The sequence below is a fragment of the Variovorax sp. 3319 genome (assembly GCF_031456585.1).
GTDB classification, from domain to species: domain Bacteria; phylum Pseudomonadota; class Gammaproteobacteria; order Burkholderiales; family Burkholderiaceae_C; genus Variovorax; species Variovorax paradoxus_P.
The window spans coordinates 24,302-44,464 of sequence record NZ_JAVDUZ010000009.1; the positions used below are offsets into that span (position 1 = coordinate 24,302).

General features: G+C 60.3%; 18 protein-coding genes and 1 tRNA gene. 4 read left to right on the forward strand and 15 right to left on the reverse strand.

Going from position 1 to position 20,163, the window contains the following annotated elements; genetic code table 11:
* Positions 1-87 precede the first annotated feature (87 nt).
* Positions 88-360, forward strand: coding sequence for a hypothetical protein (locus J2X67_RS18340; protein WP_309955066.1), 273 nt, complete (start codon positions 88-90; stop codon positions 358-360).
* Between the two features lie 34 nt (positions 361-394).
* Here J2X67_RS18340 and J2X67_RS18345 read toward each other — a convergent pair whose 3' ends face one another.
* The 12 genes from J2X67_RS18345 to J2X67_RS18400 all read right to left on the reverse strand — a co-directional run bounded on the left by J2X67_RS18345 (position 395) and on the right by J2X67_RS18400 (position 14,864).
* Positions 395-1,579 (reverse strand): hypothetical protein, encoded by a 1,185-nt coding sequence (locus J2X67_RS18345; protein WP_309955068.1) that lies wholly within the window; start codon positions 1,577-1,579, stop codon positions 395-397.
* Positions 1,580-1,792: 213 nt separating this feature from the next.
* On the reverse strand, positions 1,793-2,329 hold the full coding sequence (locus J2X67_RS18350) for a hypothetical protein (RefSeq protein ID WP_309955070.1): 537 nt from the start codon (positions 2,327-2,329) through the stop codon (positions 1,793-1,795).
* Complete coding sequence (locus J2X67_RS18355; RefSeq protein WP_309955072.1) at positions 2,326-4,002, reverse strand: DEAD/DEAH box helicase family protein; 1,677 nt, start codon at positions 4,000-4,002, stop codon at positions 2,326-2,328. Before J2X67_RS18355 ends, J2X67_RS18350 begins: the two co-directional genes overlap by 4 nt.
* Before the next feature lies 1 nt (position 4,003).
* A complete protein-coding gene (locus J2X67_RS18360) occupies positions 4,004-6,349 on the reverse strand; it encodes an ATP-binding protein (protein WP_309955075.1) in 2,346 nt (781 codons plus the stop codon).
* Between the two features lie 28 nt (positions 6,350-6,377).
* A complete protein-coding gene (locus tag J2X67_RS18365) occupies positions 6,378-7,556 on the reverse strand; it encodes a DNA cytosine methyltransferase (RefSeq protein ID WP_309955077.1) in 1,179 nt (392 codons plus the stop codon).
* Positions 7,549-7,956, reverse strand: a complete 408-nt coding sequence (locus J2X67_RS18370) for a DNA mismatch endonuclease Vsr (RefSeq protein ID WP_309955079.1) — start codon at positions 7,954-7,956, stop codon at positions 7,549-7,551. The genes J2X67_RS18365 and J2X67_RS18370 overlap by 8 nt, the downstream gene beginning before the upstream one ends.
* Before the next feature lie 235 nt (positions 7,957-8,191).
* Positions 8,192-8,267: transfer RNA gene (locus J2X67_RS18375), tRNA-Thr, on the reverse strand.
* 25 nt (positions 8,268-8,292) lie between these two features.
* On the reverse strand, positions 8,293-9,312 hold the full coding sequence (locus J2X67_RS18380; protein ID WP_309955081.1) for a class 1 fructose-bisphosphatase: 1,020 nt from the start codon (positions 9,310-9,312) through the stop codon (positions 8,293-8,295).
* Between the two features lie 37 nt (positions 9,313-9,349).
* Positions 9,350-12,064, reverse strand: a complete 2,715-nt coding sequence (gene pepN / locus J2X67_RS18385) for an aminopeptidase N (RefSeq protein WP_309955083.1) — start codon at positions 12,062-12,064, stop codon at positions 9,350-9,352.
* Positions 12,048-12,737 carry an HAD family phosphatase gene (locus J2X67_RS18390; protein ID WP_309955085.1) on the reverse strand — a complete coding sequence of 230 codons (690 nt, stop codon included), beginning with the start codon at positions 12,735-12,737 and terminating at the stop codon, positions 12,048-12,050. The genes pepN and J2X67_RS18390 overlap by 17 nt, the downstream gene beginning before the upstream one ends.
* 3 nt (positions 12,738-12,740) lie before the next feature.
* Positions 12,741-13,845, reverse strand: a protein-coding gene (gene prfB, locus J2X67_RS18395) for a peptide chain release factor 2 (protein ID WP_125964635.1) whose coding sequence is annotated in 2 segments (ribosomal slippage) — positions 12,741-13,763 and positions 13,765-13,845 — 1,104 coding nt in all. Because the reading frame shifts where the segments join, the coding sequence is not laid out codon by codon here.
* Positions 13,846-14,036: 191 nt separating this feature from the next.
* Positions 14,037-14,864 (reverse strand): MetQ/NlpA family ABC transporter substrate-binding protein, encoded by an 828-nt coding sequence (locus J2X67_RS18400; protein ID WP_309955088.1) that lies wholly within the window; start codon positions 14,862-14,864, stop codon positions 14,037-14,039.
* 238 nt (positions 14,865-15,102) lie between these two features.
* On the opposite strand from J2X67_RS18400, the gene J2X67_RS18405 reads away from it, so the two are divergent.
* The 3 genes from J2X67_RS18405 to J2X67_RS18415 are packed head-to-tail and all read left to right on the forward strand — an operon-like array spanning position 15,103 to position 17,504.
* Positions 15,103-15,975, forward strand: coding sequence for an ATP-binding cassette domain-containing protein (locus J2X67_RS18405; RefSeq protein WP_309955090.1), 873 nt, complete (start codon positions 15,103-15,105; stop codon positions 15,973-15,975).
* Positions 15,968-16,630: a methionine ABC transporter permease gene (locus J2X67_RS18410; RefSeq protein ID WP_047783086.1), complete on the forward strand. Its 663-nt coding sequence runs from the start codon at positions 15,968-15,970 to the stop codon at positions 16,628-16,630. Before J2X67_RS18405 ends, J2X67_RS18410 begins: the two co-directional genes overlap by 8 nt.
* Positions 16,631-16,682: 52 nt before the next feature.
* Positions 16,683-17,504: a MetQ/NlpA family ABC transporter substrate-binding protein gene (locus tag J2X67_RS18415; RefSeq protein ID WP_309955092.1), complete on the forward strand. Its 822-nt coding sequence runs from the start codon at positions 16,683-16,685 to the stop codon at positions 17,502-17,504.
* A gap of 87 nt (positions 17,505-17,591) precedes the next feature.
* Here the strand turns inward: J2X67_RS18415 and J2X67_RS18420 are convergent, their stop codons facing one another.
* From J2X67_RS18420 to J2X67_RS18430, 3 genes are read right to left on the reverse strand one after another with little or no spacing between them, the layout of a single operon-like run.
* Positions 17,592-18,404, reverse strand: a complete 813-nt coding sequence (locus tag J2X67_RS18420) for a methyltransferase domain-containing protein (protein ID WP_309955094.1) — start codon at positions 18,402-18,404, stop codon at positions 17,592-17,594.
* Between the two features lie 6 nt (positions 18,405-18,410).
* The gene (locus tag J2X67_RS18425) at positions 18,411-19,292 is read right to left on the reverse strand and encodes a WcbI family polysaccharide biosynthesis putative acetyltransferase (RefSeq protein ID WP_309955096.1); all 882 of its coding nucleotides are present in this window, start codon (positions 19,290-19,292) and stop codon (positions 18,411-18,413) included.
* Between the two features lie 13 nt (positions 19,293-19,305).
* On the reverse strand, positions 19,306-20,163 hold the full coding sequence (locus J2X67_RS18430) for a class I SAM-dependent methyltransferase (protein ID WP_309955098.1): 858 nt from the start codon (positions 20,161-20,163) through the stop codon (positions 19,306-19,308).

Here is a 20,163-nt window from a genome sequence, read left to right on the forward strand (position 1 = left end):
AGGCACAAAAGGCGACGGCCATGGTGCGCTAACACCATGACCGTCTGACCAATCAACGTGCAACACCTCGGAAAGGACGCACACCAAATGGCTGATCGAATTATCGCCGGGCAAACCACGCCCTCGTCTCCCCACGCAATCCATCAGCAGGATGCGGCGGACGTTCTTGAGAACAAGTTGTCCCAATTGCAATCTCTGCTGAGCTGCTGCTATGGGGACGGGGCTGAGTGGTTCGATGCGATTGGGATGAGGCATCGGGACAACATCATGTGGATTGCGGCGGATCTGGCGGGCGATATCACCCGACTCGCACAGGAACTGCTGAAAAGAGTCAACGCGATCTCGCCATCTAAGACTTGAGACCGATGAGCACCAGTGCTGTCGTCGGGCCGAACTAAGCGGGAAGTACGAAGCGGCTCAGATCGATCTGTTCTTCGCCCTTTGATCGCCGAAGGATGTAGCTGTTCTCTCTGCGAAAGATCGTAATGTGCCAATACATACGGGTGTCGTTCGTCGTGGTACCCATTCCATCGAGCCACTTCTCGAACTCGATGAATGGGATGAGCAATAGGCGTTGACTGCTTCCGCAACCCAGAGCCACGTAAGACTGGGAATGCTCCTTCAAGAAGGTCCGTTGGTGGGGATGAAACGCGAACCAGTAGTTCGGATTGGTCTCTGGGTTGTGCTCCTTTGATGCGGAGCAACTGAGCGCGACGAGCCTGTCGGCAGAAACGTACCCGGTGCGGCTCTGGCGAACAAACGACAGGCTCAAACTGGACTGAACTCGTTGAACGCACGCCTCTTGAAAGGCAACGGGGATGAATTTGCGTCCGTCCTTTGCGCTCGGGATCGTCTTAGTCTCTTCGATGTTTGCGGCCGCGCCATCTTCCTGCCGAATATCTTCTGCTGCCGAGAAAAGGATGTCGGCGATAGCGTCTAGACGGGTGAATTCGTGCGGGATGAGAATGTTGTGTATCCGTTGAACGATCGAAGGATCCTCGACTTCCTCCTTGATCGATGCGAGTCGAGCTAGTGCATCGACCGAAATGATCCGAATGTCCCAAGCGTGCCGTGACCCACGTATCTGTGCTTCAAGATCGCCTGTGTCTTGGCGACCGACGATGAGAAGCATGGAGGATCTTGTTTCGACCACCGCATCTTTGGCAATCAACGCTCTTCGATAATTTGCGATCGTATTGAGGTCGATCCGATACGTATCTGTCGTTTTCACTTCCGCGACGATTGCATGCCCACTCGGAAAGACCCAAAGACCGTCAAACCCGGTGTGCTTCGTCGTTCCCCTATAGCGGCCGTTTGTGATTTTTGCGCCGAGCCGAGCCCCAACTTCGTTCACGATGTCTTGCAGTGCTAAACCGGAATCTTGGAACGACTGCTCCAAGCACTGATCCGCGTACATCAACAAATTCGCCGATGGCACGGTAGCCAAAAACGCTCGGAACTCCGCCGAACATTGGCTGTCGTCAAGTAAGCGCCCGCCGCCAGCGAACGCAATCAGTTGCTGAACTTGCTTGTCTTTGAGCTGGTCTGGTGCTGATGTCCAGAGATCGAGGAGAGGCATGAAACAGCGAATCCACTATGAGGGGCTGACGTTTGTTAAAGAACGTTAACAGACTATCCGAGTGGCGTCACTGGCCGCGTTGTTTCGCGTACGCAAAATTCGCAGAGATCTTTGGAGAGGGTGGCTTACGTTCTGAGGAGCCCTGCTCGGGCTTGGCGGCCACAGGGTCGTGCCATCGAGTGATGGCACATGCACTTGGAAATGGAGGCTAACTTATTCGATCCATGCAACGTGCTTGATTCCGAGTTTGCGCCCAACGTCCTTGATCATCTCGCGGACCCCGCCGTTCGCTGTATTCCCGGTTTCGATCAGCACCGCTGCATAGGGGATCCCAGCATCTAGCCGATACGCTCGTTCGAAGACGGAGATAACGATTGATTTCCAGTCCCGGCTGTTACCCCAGCAGATGATCTGCCCATCAATAAGAAGACGGCCATGTGGTTTGTCATAGGTCTTTTTCACCACAATGACTTCTTGACTCAGCCCAACGGCAAGCATCGCGTGGGCAGCCCCGTCTTCAAGCTGTCTGCGCAAATATGGCTTGAGCAAGGAGTCCTTGATGTACACCCGAACCTTTCGAGGGTCCATGAAGTGCGCCAGCGCGCCACCTACATCCTTCTCCTTGGACCAGTTCTCGTACCAAGTTGTGCGGTCGAGATCTGAAAGTTTTGACCACTCTAATTCGTCGGCCTTGTCCCAGATCTTCTGTCTGATTCGATCTCTAATTTCCTGCGGAACCGCAATGCTCATTGAACCGCTCCAGGAGAGGGAGGTAAAGGGAAGTTGAACTCTGGAAGCTCCAACTTCGCGTCGCCTTCGCGATTGAATAGATCTGCTTGATCGAGCAACCACTCGAACATGAAGTGGCCCGCGCCTTGATCCGAAAACTGGACCACACGTTCCACCATGTCCAGCCGTTCAACATCGCCCGATATGGATCGCTGTAGATCGATCACTTCAGAGATCCGACGAAGGTCGCTCACAAAGTCTAGAACGACGACCTTGTCCTTGTTCGGCGCAAGCCGTAGGCCTCTTCCGAGCTGTTGTACAAATATTCTGCGACTATGTGTGACTCGCATGAACGCGAGCATATCTACGTCGGGTACATCGACGCCTTCATTGAAGATATCAACAGTCGTTACCGCGTTGATTGTTCCGCGACGCAATCCCGCCATCGTTTTTTCTCGCTCGCGAGGATCCATTTCGCCTGTGATATATGCGGACTTGAAACCGTAGAGTTTCAGCATGGCGGAGAAGGTCTTCGCGTGCTCCACGCCAGCGCAGAACACGATCACACTGCGGCGGGCCTCTTTTTTGAAGGTGTCGGCGATTACACGCGCGGCTTCCTCGTCGCGCGTAGGAATCAGGAGTCGCGTATTGAGCTCCTTGATTGAGTACTCGTGGCGTGACTGCTTTCTAACGAACTCCCAATCAATGTTGTCAGCGAGAAGGCGATAGTCGGCTTCGCAGAGGAAGCCGCGCCGCAGTCCTTCGTCAATCCCAATTTTGGCTACCGGCTGCCCAAGTATGGTGTCGATATCGAAACGATCGCCCCGCCACGGGGTCGCAGTGGCACCTCCGACCATCGGCGCTCCAAGATCGTCAATCACTCGTCGAAAGCTCTCTGATCCGATGTGATGAGCCTCATCTACCCAGACAAGGCCAAACTCGGGCAGGCTGCCAAGCCTTGGCAAAATGCTTTGAACTGTCGCGAAAGTGATGCCGTCCCAAAACGTGGGCTGTTCCCCGCCAACGAGTAAATGAGTGGGGATGCTCTTAGGCAATTGCTGCCAAAACTCTCGCTGTAACTGCTCAACTAACTCACGTTTATCGGCAAGCACCAACACTCGGCCGGAGTCGATGACCCCATCTCTGAGAAGTTGTGCCGTGGTCTCAGCCATCACCACGGTTTTCCCCAAGCCAGTTGCGAGCACTAGTTGGCCCCGACCGGTCTCGCGAAGCGCGGCACCTAGACGCTGGACGCAGTCGTCTTGATAGTCACGAAGCTCACGGCGAGCCCGGGGGTACTCCGGGCTGCGTTGCATCATTTGCACTAGCGTCCCCGGAGGTAAGGATTCGATACGAATACCGAGTCGACCCCATCGATCTATGGCGGCGTTAAGCGCTGGACCAAATGCACGTGACGTAGCGATAGCCAAACGGTCTGCTTCATAAAAGCGCGAGGCTTCCACTACTTCATCTACTGCGTGCGGATCGGGATAGCTATCACTAGTGAACTTGCACTGAACAACCCAAAGATTTCCACTCTTTACACCGATAACGTCCGCGCCTCGATCCCCAGAACCGCCGACAATGCGGACATCCTCGAAGGCGTTTTGCACTAATAGTCGCGCTACGTCGCGTTCGAAGGCCCGCCAAGATCCATTCAGTAAGCGTCGAGAGTCTAAAAAGTAGCCCTCCATTTCACGTGCTTCCGTCCGAGTCTAGAAGTCGCACGGAAAGAGTAGCGCGGATCAACTCATCTCTATCGCAGCGATCGAGATCTCGAGGACTCTGTGATGCGAGCCACACCGCGTCCGCGAGGTAAGCGTCATAGCGCTCCATGACTCGCTCGCGTGCTTCTGCATTCACTGCCGCATCGCCGTATTCAAGGGATGAATATGGCTGGGCCCAAAACTTCCCGTCGAAAAACAATTCGGGGTGCGTCCGCACAAACCGCCTGATATCTGAGACGTCTGCGTAGGAGAGAAACTCACCTGAATCGATAACTACTTGCGCGCCACTCATGCCGGTCGAAGCAATCTTGCGTCGAACTTTTTCTTGAGCAGGTTGGGGAAGCCCCGCGAAGAGAGCATTGAACAATGCCGCGTCACCAGCGGGCCCTATGGATTGAGCTATTTCGCGGAGCGCCTTGTCGGCAAAGGCGATGATGCTCTTTGGATCGAGTTTGGCGTCTTCCGCGTACTCTCCGCGTAGATCAGAGAGGATGGTGGCAAACACGGCCGAGTTGGGGCTCACCTCCTTGAGAAATTCGTACGTTTTGAAAGCTAGCTCGGACAGCACCGCGTCCGTAGGAGTCATTGTGACCGAGTGAAAAACAGGGTGATCGGGATCAAAAAGAAAAAGGAAAGTCCGAGTGCCTGGATCCTCGATCTTCAAGGTCCATGGTGCTTTGGGGGGCAGATCAGGATCGTTGGCTGCCACCATGAATGCTTCAACGGTAAATTCGACCTTCAGCAGGGGATGTTTGTAGACGCGTGATAACTCATGCAATTTTTGTCGAGTCGGGGCGATGGGCGCTTGCGCTGGATCCGCTTCCTTTGCCACCGGAGGTGAGGTCGTTGTACCGTTGACGGGCGGCGTACCGCCTTCGTCAAGAAAACCGTCGGGGACAGCAGGTGAAGCGGAACCTGGCCCTGTAGCGTTTGGTGTCGAGCCGACGATGCCGCGATCTTCCTCTTCCACAAGCTCGTACCATTTTTCGTCCGATTGATACTCCGCGTCGCCTTTATGAAAAAGGTCGGCCATCTCAATGGCACGCTCGTTGTTTTTGACTGCCAGTATTCTGGACCAGCGCCCTGTTTTGCCTTGTGGGCTGCTGCGGCGGAAGGCTTGAAATAGCCGGTAGAGCGGCGCGTCATGTGGGTCGAATCCCAGGGCCTTCGCCTTTTGCGGTTGCAGTGGTCCTTCACCTCTGATCAAGCTCACCATTTCTGCCCAGGAAGTGTCGTCGCGCTCAAAGCGATCTTTCGTGTAGCTCACACGGCAATGGTCTAGATGGATTTCACCGATGAAGCGGCCGCGATTGCGCTGGTCATCAATTGGATATTCGCGTTCCGGCCGGTCGCCTCCGCTCCACACAAATAGATCCTTGTTCTGAACCTCGATCACTCGCCCGTTCCGAATGATGTCCAGGCCAAAATCCTCTTCATGCATGTAGCGCTGCAGCCCCACCCAGCCATGGAGCCTTCGCTTGACCTCGACGGTTTTGCATTCGGGTCCAGCTGTTGGGCAGCCTTGATTCCCAGGGAATGAAAGCATGCAAGTTAGGCAATGATGTCGTGCCGGCAGCTCGACATCGAACATCTCGACGGCGTGAACGGGTTTGCCGTCGCCACCCAACACGGAACGATCAGGGTCCCAATGGCACGGCCGCTTTGCCTGGATATTTTGGCTGTTTATCTGCAGAGAGAACGCCGCATCCTTTGACAGTAACAAAGGGGCGTACACACGGGCCAACTGCCGCCGAATCTTATTGTGATTGGCACTTTTAGAGAAGTAGACACGCTGGTCTGCTTTGAGCCGAAGAATCTTTATCTCTGTGCCGTGCGAGGACGAATCGTTCTTCGGGCGCGTCAGACGTGGTGTTTGATAGGTGCGCGTTCGGCGCAGTTCATTGAGGTCAATGCGAAGCCCTGTCCATTCTTTGTCCCCGGCTCGCGTGGTGTAGACCTCCGTGACCATGCCGAGGCGCGCCGTAGCAATGTTGAAGCCCATCCCGAACAAACCAAGGTTGTCGAGCGGATTGTTGCCGCTCCATCCTGCCCTAACGGCGCGCTCTAGCTGCTCCAGAGTCATCCCGGGACCGTTGTCGCGAATAGTCACGCTAGCGTCTTCTTTGTCCTGGGTTGGCAGGCTAATCACAACCGAGGGAGAGTCCACATGCGCATCATTGCGTCGTGCATTTATGAAGGCATCAACACTGTTGTCAATCAATTCGGCCAGGCACTTCCACTGATCGAGATTTATCTCGCCAAGAATTTGCAAGACGCGAGGATCGGGGGTTAGGTCGAAATCAGTGTTGGTCATGCAAATTTCCCTCCTGCTCAGATGTTCTTTAGTTTGATTTGCTGTCACATGCCGCAAGACTAGCCGCAACGGACCGAGCCACCACTTCGGCTAATTTCACCGGGACGGCATTTCCGAGTTGCCGCATGGTCTGGCTCCAGGATCCATGGAACTCGTATTCATCAGGAAACGTTTGTAACCTCGCCGCCTCGCGGACTGTGAAGTATCGAACGGAGCCATCGTCCTTGACGAACATGTTCTCCCCGCCAGGAACGCCGTGATACCCGGCTTTTAGCGTTTTTGCAGGCTCATCCAGCGCACTCCCTGTGTGGCCGACGTAGGTCCTCGCACCGGCAGTGAAGATGTGATTGGCAAAGTTGTTGTTGCGATGAATTTCCGGGTCTGGAAGATTGCGTAAGGCATCGCGGGTGGTTTGCCACCTTTTGATCTCAAGCAGCGCCGAAGTTGAGCGTAACCGCTCCACCCGCTTCACACGTCGAAGAGGCTGAGCGGGGCGCTGCTTTTGACTGACTTCGTGCTCCTCCCAGTACGTGCCATCGATCCACTTAGAAACTAGCAATGCATCCTCGGAGTGAGTCTTCTCTGGGAAGGACCAACGGGCCCCGAGGTCCGATCGGAATCCGACGAAGAAGACACGTTCACGTTTTTGCGGCACGCCGTAATCTGCTGCGTTCAATATGTCGAAGAGCACGTTGTAGGTCGCAGCACCTTTGTTTGCCGAATGGTGTTGTTCGAGCCGCGATCTGTGCTGCATCCAGTTCTCGCCTTTGCGCTTAGACAGCTCTGGGTGCTGTAACTGCAGATGTATGTATGAGAAGTACGAGGCGAAGCTCTCTCGTGTCAGCCCTTTTACGTTTTCGAAGATGAACGCCTTTGGCATCAACTCTCGAACCGCGCGGACAGCTTCAGGAAACATGTTTCGATCGTCGCGCTGCGCCTGATGTTTTCCGCCCATTGAGAAGGGCTGACACGGCGGACCTCCCGAAACAACCGAAATGTCGGACGTGAGTGCTTTGAAGTTGAATCCGCGCGCATCAACTTCATGCACTGGCCAGCCTTCTACCGCGTGTGCGTGATGACGCTGGTTCTCTCGGAAAGTTTCGCAAGCGTCGTGGTCCCACTCGACCACTGCTGCGTGTTGGAAGCCGGCATTCGCCATGCCAATCGCGAGTCCCCCCGCACCCGCGAAAAGCTCTACGCTATTCATCGAGAAATTCCTTTATCTTGTTTTTTAGTTCGGGAAGCTTCCCAAGCTCGCATTCCCAAAGTACGAGGACTGCCCACTTGCTGTCATGAAGTGATTGCTCAATTTTGATATCGCGCTGCCGATTAGCCTCAAGCTTTGGCAACCAAAAATCTTCGCGTGATTTTGGTAGGCGCGCTAATGAACAATCTCTGTGTCTATGCCAAAAACATCCGTGTACAAAGATTACTTTGCGGCGTGACCGAAAAACTAGGTCCGGTTTGCCGGGTAGATCTTTCGCGTGAAGACGATACCTATATCCCATCGAATGAACTAGTCGTCGCACCAGCAGTTCCGGCTTGGTATCTTGAGAGCGAACGCGCCCCATAATTTCTGAACGCCGGAGTGGGCTGACGCTATCCATGGCATCACTTAAGCAAATCAGCGAAGGTATTGATCTGGTTGATCTGCAGCGGAGGCGGAAAATGTTGCGAGCGCCCAGTCTAATCGCCAAATCTCCTGAGAGAGCCGATCTTGTGTGGCAAGCAACGACCCTCTTGCACGAGCAGCACTTTACACCTGTGGCTGGGTAACGGGCACGAACTCAATTGCAGGCGCGAAAAAAAGCCCGCTATCTTTTGGATAGCGGGCTTTTAATTTGGTGCCGGAGAGATGAATCGAACACCCGACCTTCTCATTACGAATGAGCTGCTCTACCGACTGAGCTACACCGGCGAAGCCTCGGATTATAGCAACACCGTCAGGCCTTTTCGGCGTGGTACTGCGTCAAACGCTCGACTTCGTTACGCGAACCCAACATCACGCTCACGCGCTCGTGCAGTTTGGTGGGCTTCAGGTCCAGGATGCGCTGCTTGCCGTTGGTGGCGGCGCCGCCGGCCTGCTCCACCAGCCAGCTCATGGGGTTTGCCTCGTACATCAGGCGCAGCTTGCCGGCCTTTTCGGGCTCGCGCTTGTCCCATGGGTACATGAACACGCCGCCGCGCATCAAGATGCGGTGCACGTCGGCCACCATGCTGGCAATCCAGCGCATGTTGAAGTCTTTGCCGCGCGGGCCTTCCTTGCCGGCCAGGCACTCGTCTATGTAGCGCTTCATGGGCTCGTCCCAGTGGCGCATGTTGCTCATGTTGATGGCAAATTCTCTCGTATCGGCCGGAATCTGGATGTCTTCTTGCGTGAGCACAAAGCTGCCTTGCTCGCGGTCTAGCGTGAACATGGCCACGCCGTTGCCCACGGTGAGCACCAGGGTGGTCTGTGGGCCGTAGATGCAGTAGCCGGCGGCCACTTGCTGCGTGCCGGGCTGCAAAAAGTCGGCTTCCTGCACGCCGGGGGTGTCGTCGGGCTTTTTCAGCACGCTGAAGATGGTGCCAATGCTGACGTTCACGTCGATGTTGCTGCTGCCGTCGAGCGGGTCGAACATCAGCAGGTATTCGCCCTGCGGGTAGCGGTTGGGCACCACGTAGATGCTGTCCATTTCTTCGCTGGCCATGGCCGCCAGGTGGCCGCCCCATTCGTTGGCCTCAATCAGCACTTCGTTGGCGATGATGTCCAGCTTCTTCTGGATTTCGCCCTGCACGTTTTCGCTTTCGGCAGTGCCGAGCACTCCACCCAGCGCGCCCTTGTTAACGGCCTGGCTGATGCTCTTGCAGGCGCGGGCCACCACTTCGAGCAGCAGGCGCAGCTGGCCGGGAATGAGGCCGTCGGCGCGCTGTTGTTCAACAAGGTAGCGGGTGAGGGAGATCTTCTGTTGTTGATAAGCCATGTGCTTCTGTGTGTTCGTTGCTTGCTTGCTTGCTGGGTTAGTTACCGGCCAGGGCGCGGGTCACCACTTCATGCGTGTCCTTGCTCAGGTCGGGCTTGGCGGCCACGCGGGCAATGGCTTCGCGCGCGGCGCTGCGGTAGGGCTCGGCCAGCTTGCTCCAGCGGTCGAGCGCGCGGGCAAGGCGGGCGGCCACCTGGGGGTTGATGGCGTCCAGCTCTATGACGCGCTCGCACCAGAACACGTAGCCGGCCGCGTCGGGGCGGTGGAACGCGCCGGGGTTGGCGCTGCAATAGCTGAAGATCACGCTGCGGGCGCGGTTGGGGTTCTTGATGGAGAAGTCCGGGTGCTTCATCAGCTGCTTTACCAGCGGCAAGATGTCGCCGCCGCGGTCGGGCGCGCCGGCCTGCAGCGAAAACCACTTGTCGATGACCAGCGCTTCGTCCTTGAACAGGGCATGAAAGCGTGCGAGCGCCTGCGCGGCCAGGGTGTGGCCCGACGACACCAGCGCATTGAGCGCGTTGAAGCGGTCGGTCATGTTGCCGGCGTCTTTGAAACGCTGCAGCGTTTTGCCAGGCCACACGGTGTCGCCCGACGAACGCGCCGCCAGGCACAAGAAGTTGAGCGCCATGCCAGCCAGCGCGCGGCGGCCCGAAGAGGTCGGGTCGGGCGTGTAGGCGCCGGTGTCGTGGTTTTCTTCGTAGACCTGTTGCCAGTCTTGGAAGAGGGCGGTGGCCAGCTGGGCGCGCATGGCTTCGCGCACCAGGTGCACGCGCTGCGGGTCGACAACGTCGAGCTGCTCGGAAATGTAGGTTTCCGAAGGCAGGGTGAGCACCAGCTCTTTAAAGGCGGCGTCGAGCTTGGGGTTGCGCAGCACGCTGCGCATGGCGTCCAGGTAGGCGTCGTTCAGCACCGGGGTTGTGTCGGTTGCCAGCGCGGCAATGCCCTGCAGCGCGGCGCGCAGGCCCAGGCGCTGGCCGGCTTCCCAGCGGTTGAACGGGTCGGGGTCGTTGGCCAGCAACGTCAGCAGCTGGGCGTCGGTGTATTCAAAGTCCAGAATCACCGGCGCGCTGAAGCCGCGCAAGATCGAAGGCACGGGCTCCGAGTCGAGCCCCACAAAGGTAATTTGCTCACCGGCGCGCGAGAGCACCACGGTGCGCGTGCACGGGGTGCCGGGCGCGCCGCGGGTTACTTCGCTTTCGCCTTCGAGCTGCAGCGGCAGTTCGCGCCCGCTGGCGTCGAGCAGGCCAATGTTCACCGGAATGACAAACGGTTCTTTGGTGGGCTGGCCGGGCGTGGGCGGGCAGCTTTGCACGATGCTCAGGGTGTAGCTGCGCGCTTGCGCGTCGTACACGCCGTGGGCGGCAAGGCGCGGCGTGCCGGCCTGGCTGTACCACCGCTTGAACTGGGGCAGCAGGCGGGCCAGTTCTGAATCGGGGTTGGCGTCGGCAATGGCCTGGGCAAAGTCGTCGCAGGTTACGGCCTGTCCGTCGTGGCGCTCGAAGTAAAGGGTCATGCCCTTTTCAAAGCCCTTGCGGCCGACCAGCGTCTGCATCATGCGCACTACCTCGGCACCCTTTTCATAAATGGTGACGGTGTAGAAGTTGCTGATTTCGATGTAGCTGTCTGGCCGCACCGGGTGGGCCATGGGGCCGGCGTCTTCAGGAAACTGCGCGGTGCGCAGCACGCGAACGTCTTCGATGCGCTTTACCGCGCGGGCCGAGGCATCGGCGCACAGGTCCTGGCTGAACTCCTGGTCGCGGAAGACGGTAAGGCCTTCTTTGAGCGACAGCTGGAACCAGTCGCGGCAGGTTACGCGGTCGCCGCTCCAGTTGTGAAAGTACTCGTGGCCGACCACGCTTTCGATGTTGCTGTAGTCGGCGTCGGTGGCGGTGGCCTGGTTGGCCAGAACGTACTTCGTGTTGAAGATGTTGAGGCCCTTGTTTTCCATGGCGCCCATGTTGAAGTCGCTGGTGGCAACAATCATGAAGCGGTCCAGGTCGAGCGGCAGGCCAAAGCGGGCTTCGTCCCACAGCACCGAGTTGACCAGCGAGTTCATCGCATGCTCGGTCTTGTCCAAGTCTCCGGCGCGCACGTACACCTGCAGCAAATGCTCCTTGCCGTTGCGGGCGGTAATGCGCTGCTCGCGTGCCACCAGCTTGCCGGCCACCAGCGCAAATAGGTAGCTGGGCTTCTTGAAGGGGTCGACCCACTTGGCAAAGTGGCGGCCCTCGGGCAGGTCGCCCTGTTCGACCAGGTTGCCGTTCGACAGCAGCACGGGGTAGGCGGCCTTGGCGGCGCGCAGCGTTACCGTGTACATGGCCATCACGTCAGGCCGGTCCAAGAAGTACGTGATGCGGCGGAAGCCTTCGGCCTCGCACTGCGTGAAGAAGGTGTCTTCACTCACGAACAGGCCCATCAGCTTGGTGTTCTTGATGGGGCAGCAGGTGGTGAAAATCTCCAGCTCGAAGGCGTCGGGCAAGCCGTCGATCACCAGCTGCTCGCCTTCCATGCGGAAGGACGCGCCCTGGCCGTTCACCAGCACGCGGGCCAGGTTCAGTTCGTCGCCGTCCAGGCGCAGCGGCTGGGCCGGCACGTCCGGGTTGCGGCGCAGTTGCATGCGGTTGAGCACGCGGGTCTTTGCGGGGTCGAGGTCGAAGGTCAGGTCGACGGTGTCGATCCAGAATGCCGGAGCGGCATAGTCTTCGCGGCGAATGGCAATCGGTTGCCCTTGGGCGTCACGCTGCAGCAGCATCGAGTGTCTCCAGAAAATTCGAATGGGCGAGTTCGTCGTAGTCGCGAACGGCGGCAATCACATGGGGGCCGGCAAGCTCGGCGGCGGTATGGGTGCTGCACACGGCCACGGCACGCATGCCGCCGCGGCGCGCAGCCTCTATGCCGAAGGGCGCATCTTCAAACACAACACAGCGCTCGGGCGCCACGCCAATGCGGCGCGCGGCTTCCAGGAAAATCTCGGGCGTGGGCTTGCCGGCAAAGCCTTCGTCGCCGCCCACAATGGCCAGCGGCAGCGGGTCCATCTTCAGGCGCGACATCGCAAATTCAATGTTGTGCTTGTCGCCCGCCGTGCCCACGGCCACCTTCAGGCCACGCGCCACGGAGGCCTTGGCAAAGGCGGTAAAGCCGGCAACCTCGGTGAAGTTGTCGCTGAACATGGCGCGGTAGATTTCTTCTTTTTCGTGCACCAGGGCCTGGCATTCGGCGTCTGAAAGCTCGCGCTCGAACAGCTCGCGCATGCACTCGGTGCCGGTGCGGCCCGTGGTGCGCGCAAGAATGTCGCTCACGTCGAGCTTGAGCCCGTGGCGCGCCACAAACTCGACCCACGACCGCGCATGCCACGGCATGGAGTCGATCATGGTGCCGTCCATGTCGAAGATGAAGGCTTCGACCTTGTCGTGGGTCAGGCTCATCGATTACACGCCTTGCTTCAGCGAGGCTTCGATGAACACGTCCAGGTCTCCGTCGAGCACCTTTTGCGTGGCCGAGACTTCAACGTTGGTGCGCAGGTCTTTGATGCGGCTGTTGTCCAGCACGTAGCTGCGAATCTGGTGGCCCCAGCCCACGTCGGTCTTGCTGTCCTCGAGCTTTTGCTGCTCTTCCTGGCGCTTGCGCATTTCGTGGTCGTACAGGCGCGAGCGCAGGCGCTTCCACGCCACGTCGCGGTTGCTGTGCTGGCTGCGGCCGTCCTGGCACTGCACCACAATGCCCGTGGGGATGTGCGTCAGGCGCACGGCCGAGTCGGTCTTGTTGATGTGCTGACCGCCCGCGCCGCTTGCGCGGAAGGTGTCGGTGCGCACGTCGGCCGGGTTGATCTCGATCTCGATGGAGTCGTCGATTTCGGGGTAGACAAAGATCGAGGCAAAGCTGGTGTGGCGCCCGCCCGACGAGTCGAACGGCGACTTGCGCACCAGGCGGTGCACGCCGGTTTCGGTGCGCAAGAGGCCAAAGGCGTAGTCGCCTTCCACCTTGATGGTCGCGCCCTTGATGCCGGCGGTGTCGCCCGGCGTTTCGTCTTCGATCTGCGTCTTGAAGCCCTTGCGCTCGGCGTACTTCAGGTACTGGCGCAGCAGCATGCTGGCCCAGTCGCAGGCCTCGGTGCCGCCCGCGCCGGCCTGAATGTCGACAAAGGCGTTGAGCGGATCGGCCGGGTTGTTGAACATCCGGCGGAATTCAAGCTGCTTGATGTCGGCTTCGAGCGCGGCGGCGTCGTCGGCAATGGACTGCAAGCCGTCCATGTCGCCGTCTTCCTTCGACATTTCATACAGCTCGGTGTTGTCCGACAGGCCGCTGGTGAGGCGGTCGAGCGTTACGACCACGTCGTCGAGCGACTTTTTCTCGCGGCCGAGTTCCTGGGCCTTCTTGGGGTCGTTCCAGACGTTCGGATCTTCGAGCGATGCGTTGACCGTCCTCAGACGTTCGGCTTTGGCATCGTAGTCAAAGATACCTCCGTAAATCGGCCGTCCGGGCGCTCAGGTCCGCGAGGGTTGCGCCGATTTGGTTGATTTGTTCTGCGTCCATGGGGTGTCCTGACTGTGTTCGGGGGAAACCGGACATTTTCTCATGGACCGATAACCCGCCCGGGAACTGCGCCGTATTGCTCCTTCCCCCTCTGGGGGAAGGCTGGGATGGGGGCGGGCAGGGCGCCCATTGCGAGCGCCGCCGTGCCCCCACCCCAACCCTCCCCCGGGAGGGGAGGGAGTAAGGCAAAGTCAGAAGGCGGGGACCAGCGAGCCCTTGAACTGGGTCTCGATAAAGCTCTTCACCTCCGCCGACTGGTAAGCCGCCACCAGCCGCTTGGCCCACGGCTTGTCCTTGTCGGCGCGGCGCACGGCAATCAGGTTGGCGTAGGGGCTTTTCGGGGCTTCCTTGATTACCGCGTCTTTGGCGAGCGAAAGGCCCGCCTTTTCGGCGTAGTCGTTGTTGATGGCGGCAATGGCCAGGTCGTCGAGCGAGCGCGGCAGTTGGGCGGCGTCCAGCGCCACCAACTTCAGCTTCTTGGGGTTGCTCACCACGTCGAGCGGTGTGGCGTTGTTGTTCTTCACCGCGTCGGGCTTCAGCGTAATGAGGCCGGCCGTTTGCAGCAGCAGCAACGCGCGGTTGCCGTTCGACGGATCGTTCTGGATGCCGACCGAGGCGCCGTCCGGCAGCTGGTCGATGGACTTGATCTTGCGCGAGTAGAAGCCCAGCGGCGCCGTGATGGTGAGGCCCACGGGCACGATGTCGAAGCCGCGCGCCTTGTTCTGGTTGTCCAGGAAGGGCTGGTGCTGAAAGGCGTTGGCGTCCAGGTCGCCCGAGGCCAGCGCGGCGTTGGGCAGCTGGTAATCGTTGAACACCACCACCTGGATGTTCAGGCCGTCCTTGGCGGCCACCTTCTTCACCACTTCGAAGATCTGCTCGCCGTTGCCGACGGACACGCCCACCTTGATGGCGGTTTTGTTGTTGTCTTGCGCGAAGGCGGCGCTGCCGGTGAAGAAAAGTGCGCCCGCAACGGTTGCAAGGGCGAGGGCGAGGGTGCGGCGGCGAAGGGTGCTGTGCATGTTGTTGTGCGAAATCAAAAAAAGTAAGGGCGCGAATGTGGCATTGCCCCGCCGCTTTGGGAACGAACCAATGCGCATATCGATATGGCGTTGCTCGCCGGGCTTCTTCAATGCTTATGCGTTTTCATGCATAAGCAAGCGCCGATTTGTTCGTTCCCTTTTGACGATTTTGTTTTCATACTCGGCCCCTTTTCGCGAACTCCGCGGCCCGCTTTAGCGCAGGCCGTGCCTCCTCTCCATGACCAACCATTCGCCTGATGCGGCCCGCGGCAACGCGGCGCCGGTCATCCGACTTCAATCGGTACAGAAGTCTTTCGCCTTGCCCAGCGGCGAGGTGTTCGACGCCGTGCAGTCGCTTTCGCTCGACATTCAACAGGGCGACGTGTTCGGCCTGATCGGCAAGAGCGGTGCGGGCAAGTCGACCTTGCTGCGCCTCATCAACCTGCTGGAGCGGCCCGATGCGGGCAAGGTCTTTGTGGGTGGGCGCGACCTGACGACGCTTTCGCGCCGCGAACTGCGCGACATGCGCCAGAACATCGGCATGATCTTTCAGCAGTTCAACCTGCTGCAGAACGCCACGGTGTTCGACAACGTGGCGTTTCCGCTGAAGATCCACGGCCGGCATTCAAAGGCCGAGATCGACGCACGCGTGCGCGAATGCCTGGCCTTGGTGGGCCTGGCCGAAAAGATCGACACCTACCCGGCGCAGCTTTCGGGCGGGCAGAAGCAGCGCGTGGCCATTGCGCGTGCGCTGGCGCCGCGGCCGCAGGTGTTGCTGTGCGACGAGCCCACCTCGGCGCTCGACACCGAAACCACCCGCGCGCTGCTCGAAACGCTGCGCGACATCAACCAGAAGATCGGCGTAACCATCGTCATCGTCACGCACGAGCTCTCGGTGGTCGAGGTGCTGTGCCGCAACGTTGCCATTCTGGAGAAGGGCCGGCTGGTGGAGCAGTTTGCCGTGCTCGATGCGCCGACCCAAGAGCGCAAGACGGCACTGGGCCGCGAAATCGACGAGCTGGTGCGCCGCCGCGAACGCGAGGCGCGCGAGCCGATCACGCCGCGCCCCTTGCCTGTGCAGCGCAGCGCGCAGGAGGTGGCCTATGTTTGAAAACATCGCGCCCATCCTTCCCGAGCTGTGGGTGGCCACGGGGCAGACCTTTCTGATGCTGGCCATCGGCCTTTCTGCGGCGGTGCTGATCGGCGGGCCGCTGGGCATTCTGTTGTTCTTGCTCGGGCCGGGGCAGTCGCTCGAAAACAAGCCGGCGTTCCTCGTCCTGAACTGGATCGTGAACACCGTGCGCTCGTTTCCTTTCATCATCTTGCTGGTGGCGCTGGTGCCTTTCACGCGGGTGATTGCGGGCACCTCGATCGGGCCACTGGCGGCTGCGGTGCCGCTGTCGTTTGCGGCCATTCCGTACTTTGCGCGGCTGGTGGACCAGTGCCTGCGCGAAGTGCCGCGCGGCGTGATCGAGGCGGCGCATGCCATGGGCGCATCGGAGCTGCAGATTGTGTGGCGCGTGCTGGTGGTGGAGGCGCGCTCGGGCCTTGTGCTGGCGCTGACGGTGCTGGCGGTGAGCTTTCTCTCGTACTCGGCCATTGCCGGCGTGGTGGGCGGCGGCGGCATTGGCGACCTGGCCATTCGCTACGGCTACTACCGCTTTCAAACCGACGTGATGGTGCTTACCGTGGCGCTGCTCGTGGTGCTGGTGCAGATACTGCAGTTTGTGGGCAACACCACGGCGCGCAGGCTGGACAAGCGTTGATCTTTTGTTTTTCCCTTTCCTTTTTCTTTTTTCTCTCTCTTCTGCTCATTCCATGAAAACCGCACTGCTGCGCCGTTCCGTCCTTGCCCTGTCGCTTGTCGCCCTTTCGTTCGGCGGCCTTTCGCTGGCGCAGGCGCAAGAAGCCAAGAAGAACCTCGTCATCGGCGGCACCGCCGGCTCGAACATCGACCAGTTGAAGGCCGGCATCGTGCCCATCCTCGAGAAGAAGGGCTACAAGGTAAAGCTGGTCGAGTTCAACGACTATGTACAGCCCAACCTCGCGCTGGCACAGGGCTCGCTCGATGCCAACTTCTTTCAGCACCAGGTCTACCTGAAGAAATTCTCGGCCGACCAGAAGCTGGACCTTGCCGAATTGGTGCAGGGCCCCATTGCACCGCTGGGCGTGTATTCGACCAAGCGCAAGACCCTGGCCGAATTGAAGGAGGGCGACCGCTTCACGCTGCCCAACGACCCGAGCAACCTGGCCCGCGCGCTGGTGCTGCTGGAGCAGAACAAGCTCATCACCATCAAGCCTGGTGTCGATCCGCTGCGTGCGTCTGAAAAAGACGTGGCCGACAACCCGAAGAAGCTGAAGTTCATTCCGCTCGAGGCCGCGCAGTTGCCGCGCTCGCTGGGCGACACCGAATACGCCATCGTCAACGGCAACTTCGCAATCTCGTCGGGCCTGAAGCTCACCGAGGCCGTGGTGCTCGAAAAGACGCCCGACTACTACCTGAACGTGGTGGCAGTGAAGAGCGCGGACAAGAACGCGCCCTGGGCGAAAGACATTGCCGACGCCTACCGCTCCAAGGAGTTCAAGGCCGTGGTGGACGCGAAGTTCCAGGGCTACGCCAAGCCCAGCTTCCTGCAGTAACCGCAGTTGGCACGCCTCGACTCAAGGGCGCCCGTTGCCCGTGACCGCCGCACTTCGATGCGTTGGTCGAAGAGATACTGATGCGTGCTAGGCGCCAGGCCCTGCTGCCCCGCGGGACAATTGCAACTCGCGGCGCAGGGCATCGGCCTCCTGCTTGAGGGCGAGGATGGCCTCGTAGGCCTTGCCGAGCTCCCCGGCCGCACTGCCGACCCGGGCGCGGAGCTCGTCGCGCTCGCGTTCGCAGTCGTGCAGTTGCTGCCGTGCCTGCGCCAGTGCGCTCATGTCGAAGGTGTCGGTGCGCTCGCGCAGCAGGCCGGCGGATTCGACATCGAATCCGTTGTGGGTGTCGCTCAGGTCCGCAATGCGCCCTCGGCGTACCAGCGGCGGCCCGGGCTTGCGAAAAACCGCGACAAAGTCGGACCAGCCCTCCGCAGCCGGCCTGGCGACGAAGGACTCGACCAGCTCGACCTCGGTGCCGCGGCGACGCGACCACGTGACCAGCGCCGTGCCGGCGTCGGGGTAGAAGCGCCAGCAATCGACCGGATAGCGGTGGAACGCATGGTTGCTCGGCGCATTGATATAGAGCAGGCCACCGGGCCGCAGCAGGCGCACCAGGTCGAGAAAGGTCTCCCAGAAGCAGGGGTCGTGTTCCAGCGCCGAGCTCGTCACGACCACGTCGGCGCAGGCATCGGGCAGTGGCAGGGGGGCGCCGGGCACTACCACCCGGTCCACGCCGCGGGCCGGTGCGGCATCGAGGCCCAGGTAGTTTGCCGTGGCCGGGGCGTGGTCTCTCAGGGTGCCGTTGACGTCCTGGCTGCCCAGCTCGACCACGTCCCTGAAATGCGGTTGCCAGTACAGCGCGAAGAAGCGGCGGCCGTGTTCGTAGGCGGTGTCATGCATGGTGCGTTACCAATTGGCATCCAGCCCGATGTAGCGGGCCATGTACTCGCGAAAGGTCCAGCGCTGGTCGAACCAGCGGTAGCGCATGTCGGGCGAATGAAAGCGCAGCTCGAAGTGCTCGGCCACCAGCGGATGGATGGGCTGTTGGATGTGGCCCATGCCGCCCAGGACTTCGGCCGCCTCACGGATCTTGGCGGGCGCGGTGGCGGGGTTGCCGCCCACTTCGGCGGCCGCCACCCGCCACAGCCGGCATGTGAGCTCGGCCATGCCCTGCGCCGAGATGTGGCCGAAGTTCCAGAACAGGTGCTGCGTGCGGAAGTTCGCGCGCACGTAGTCGCAGATGGCGACGTCGCAGATGCGGTCACGGGTTTCCATGAACGCCATGTCGACGTCGAAGCGGCGGTTGAGGTTGGGCATGCCGGAGGCCGAGCGCGCGAGGTAGGCATCGACCGCCGCATCGCCGCGCAAGCCCGAGGCCCGCACCTTCAGGCCGACGCGGTCTCCTTCGGAATAGCGCCCGAACAGATACCGCGCATCGCACAGGGGCGTTGGCTCGGCCACCCTGAACGGCCAGAGGAAGCGGGCCACGTAGCTGGGGAACAGCACCGTCGGGCAGGCCTTTGGAATGCCGTCGCGAACCTCTTCGCGTAAGCGGACGAAGATCTCGCTGTCGTACTGCTCGAGGTACAGCTTGCAGCGCGCGAGGTCGCGGCGCGACGGCACCGCGGGCGATTGGCCCATCGGCGCGTGGTTCAGCACGCACAGATAGCCGCGCTGGCCGCCGCTGCCGTCCACCGCGGCAAGCAGCTGCGCGATCCACGGCACCTGGCAGTTGCCGTAGAGGATGACCAGTTCGGCGTCCGGGTCGGTGTTGCCGTGGAGGATCAAGGCGCCCGCTCCTTCACTTGCGCCGCAGCCAGAGCGATCCGCCCGAGTTGTGCAGGAAGCTGGCGAAGGTCGCCTGGATGAGCGGGCGTTCGTGCCGCGCAAAGTAGTCGTTGAAGAACAGGATTTCCCATTCGTGGTTGTGCGTGAGGAACGCGCGCACCGCATACAGCTCGTTCCACGAACGGTTCTCGTCGACCGCCCATGCCTGCGGATACTCGAAAGGCCAGAAGATATCGTGCAGGTGCACGACCACGCCGGGCGCCAGCCGAGGCAGCACTTCGAACAGTTCAAAGCACACATCGCTGCCGGTGCGCAGCACGTGCGTCGAGTCTATGAACAGGATGTCCCCGGCCTCGAGCAGCGCATAGATTTCGAGCGGCACATCCTGCACGGGCTTGGGCAATATGCTGTGCGGCGCGCGGACGGTGCCGAGCAGGCTCTGCGCAAGCTCGGGAAACGGGTCGATCAGGATCGATTCGCAGGCGTCGTCCAGAAAGCCTTCGATGGTGTCCAGTGCGCAGGCCGACGACCAGCCGCAGCCGATCTCGATATATGTGCGCGGCCGCAGATGCCGCAGCATTGCGTGCAGCACGCTCGCATCCGCCCAGGAGAAGCTCGGGTTGTCGAACGCAAAGCGCCAGCCCGCTGTCTTGTGCGGCGCAAAGGGCATGGTTCGAAAGAATGGCAGCAGTTCGCCCCACAGCCGGCGCATGGCGTCGGGGTCGGTGGCTATTCCGTTCAGTTTCCGCGGTACTTCCGCAGCCGCCAGGCGCGCGAAGTGTTCGCGTGCCTGCGCGGGGTCTACAACGGGGGAGTAGTGGTGGCCGGGTGGCACGAAGAGCGGGGCGGTGCCCCGAGCGGTGTCGCTCAC

Coding starts and splice junctions, on each gene's coding strand:
- J2X67_RS18340 (WP_309955066.1), top strand. CDS start 88: ATGGCTGATCGAATTATCGCCGGGCAAACCACGCCCTCGTCTCCCCAC.
- J2X67_RS18345 (WP_309955068.1), bottom strand. CDS start 1,579: ATGCCTCTCCTCGATCTCTGGACATCAGCACCAGACCAGCTCAAAGAC.
- J2X67_RS18350 (WP_309955070.1), bottom strand. CDS start 2,329: ATGAGCATTGCGGTTCCGCAGGAAATTAGAGATCGAATCAGACAGAAG.
- J2X67_RS18355 (WP_309955072.1), bottom strand. CDS start 4,002: ATGGAGGGCTACTTTTTAGACTCTCGACGCTTACTGAATGGATCTTGG.
- J2X67_RS18360 (WP_309955075.1), bottom strand. CDS start 6,349: ATGACCAACACTGATTTCGACCTAACCCCCGATCCTCGCGTCTTGCAA.
- J2X67_RS18365 (WP_309955077.1), bottom strand. CDS start 7,556: ATGAATAGCGTAGAGCTTTTCGCGGGTGCGGGGGGACTCGCGATTGGC.
- J2X67_RS18370 (WP_309955079.1), bottom strand. CDS start 7,956: ATGGATAGCGTCAGCCCACTCCGGCGTTCAGAAATTATGGGGCGCGTT.
- J2X67_RS18380 (WP_309955081.1), bottom strand. CDS start 9,312: ATGGCTTATCAACAACAGAAGATCTCCCTCACCCGCTACCTTGTTGAA.
- pepN (WP_309955083.1), bottom strand. CDS start 12,064: ATGCTGCTGCAGCGTGACGCCCAAGGGCAACCGATTGCCATTCGCCGC.
- J2X67_RS18390 (WP_309955085.1), bottom strand. CDS start 12,737: ATGAGCCTGACCCACGACAAGGTCGAAGCCTTCATCTTCGACATGGAC.
- J2X67_RS18400 (WP_309955088.1), bottom strand. CDS start 14,864: ATGCACAGCACCCTTCGCCGCCGCACCCTCGCCCTCGCCCTTGCAACC.
- J2X67_RS18405 (WP_309955090.1), top strand. CDS start 15,103: ATGACCAACCATTCGCCTGATGCGGCCCGCGGCAACGCGGCGCCGGTC.
- J2X67_RS18410 (WP_047783086.1), top strand. CDS start 15,968: ATGTTTGAAAACATCGCGCCCATCCTTCCCGAGCTGTGGGTGGCCACG.
- J2X67_RS18415 (WP_309955092.1), top strand. CDS start 16,683: ATGAAAACCGCACTGCTGCGCCGTTCCGTCCTTGCCCTGTCGCTTGTC.
- J2X67_RS18420 (WP_309955094.1), bottom strand. CDS start 18,404: ATGCATGACACCGCCTACGAACACGGCCGCCGCTTCTTCGCGCTGTAC.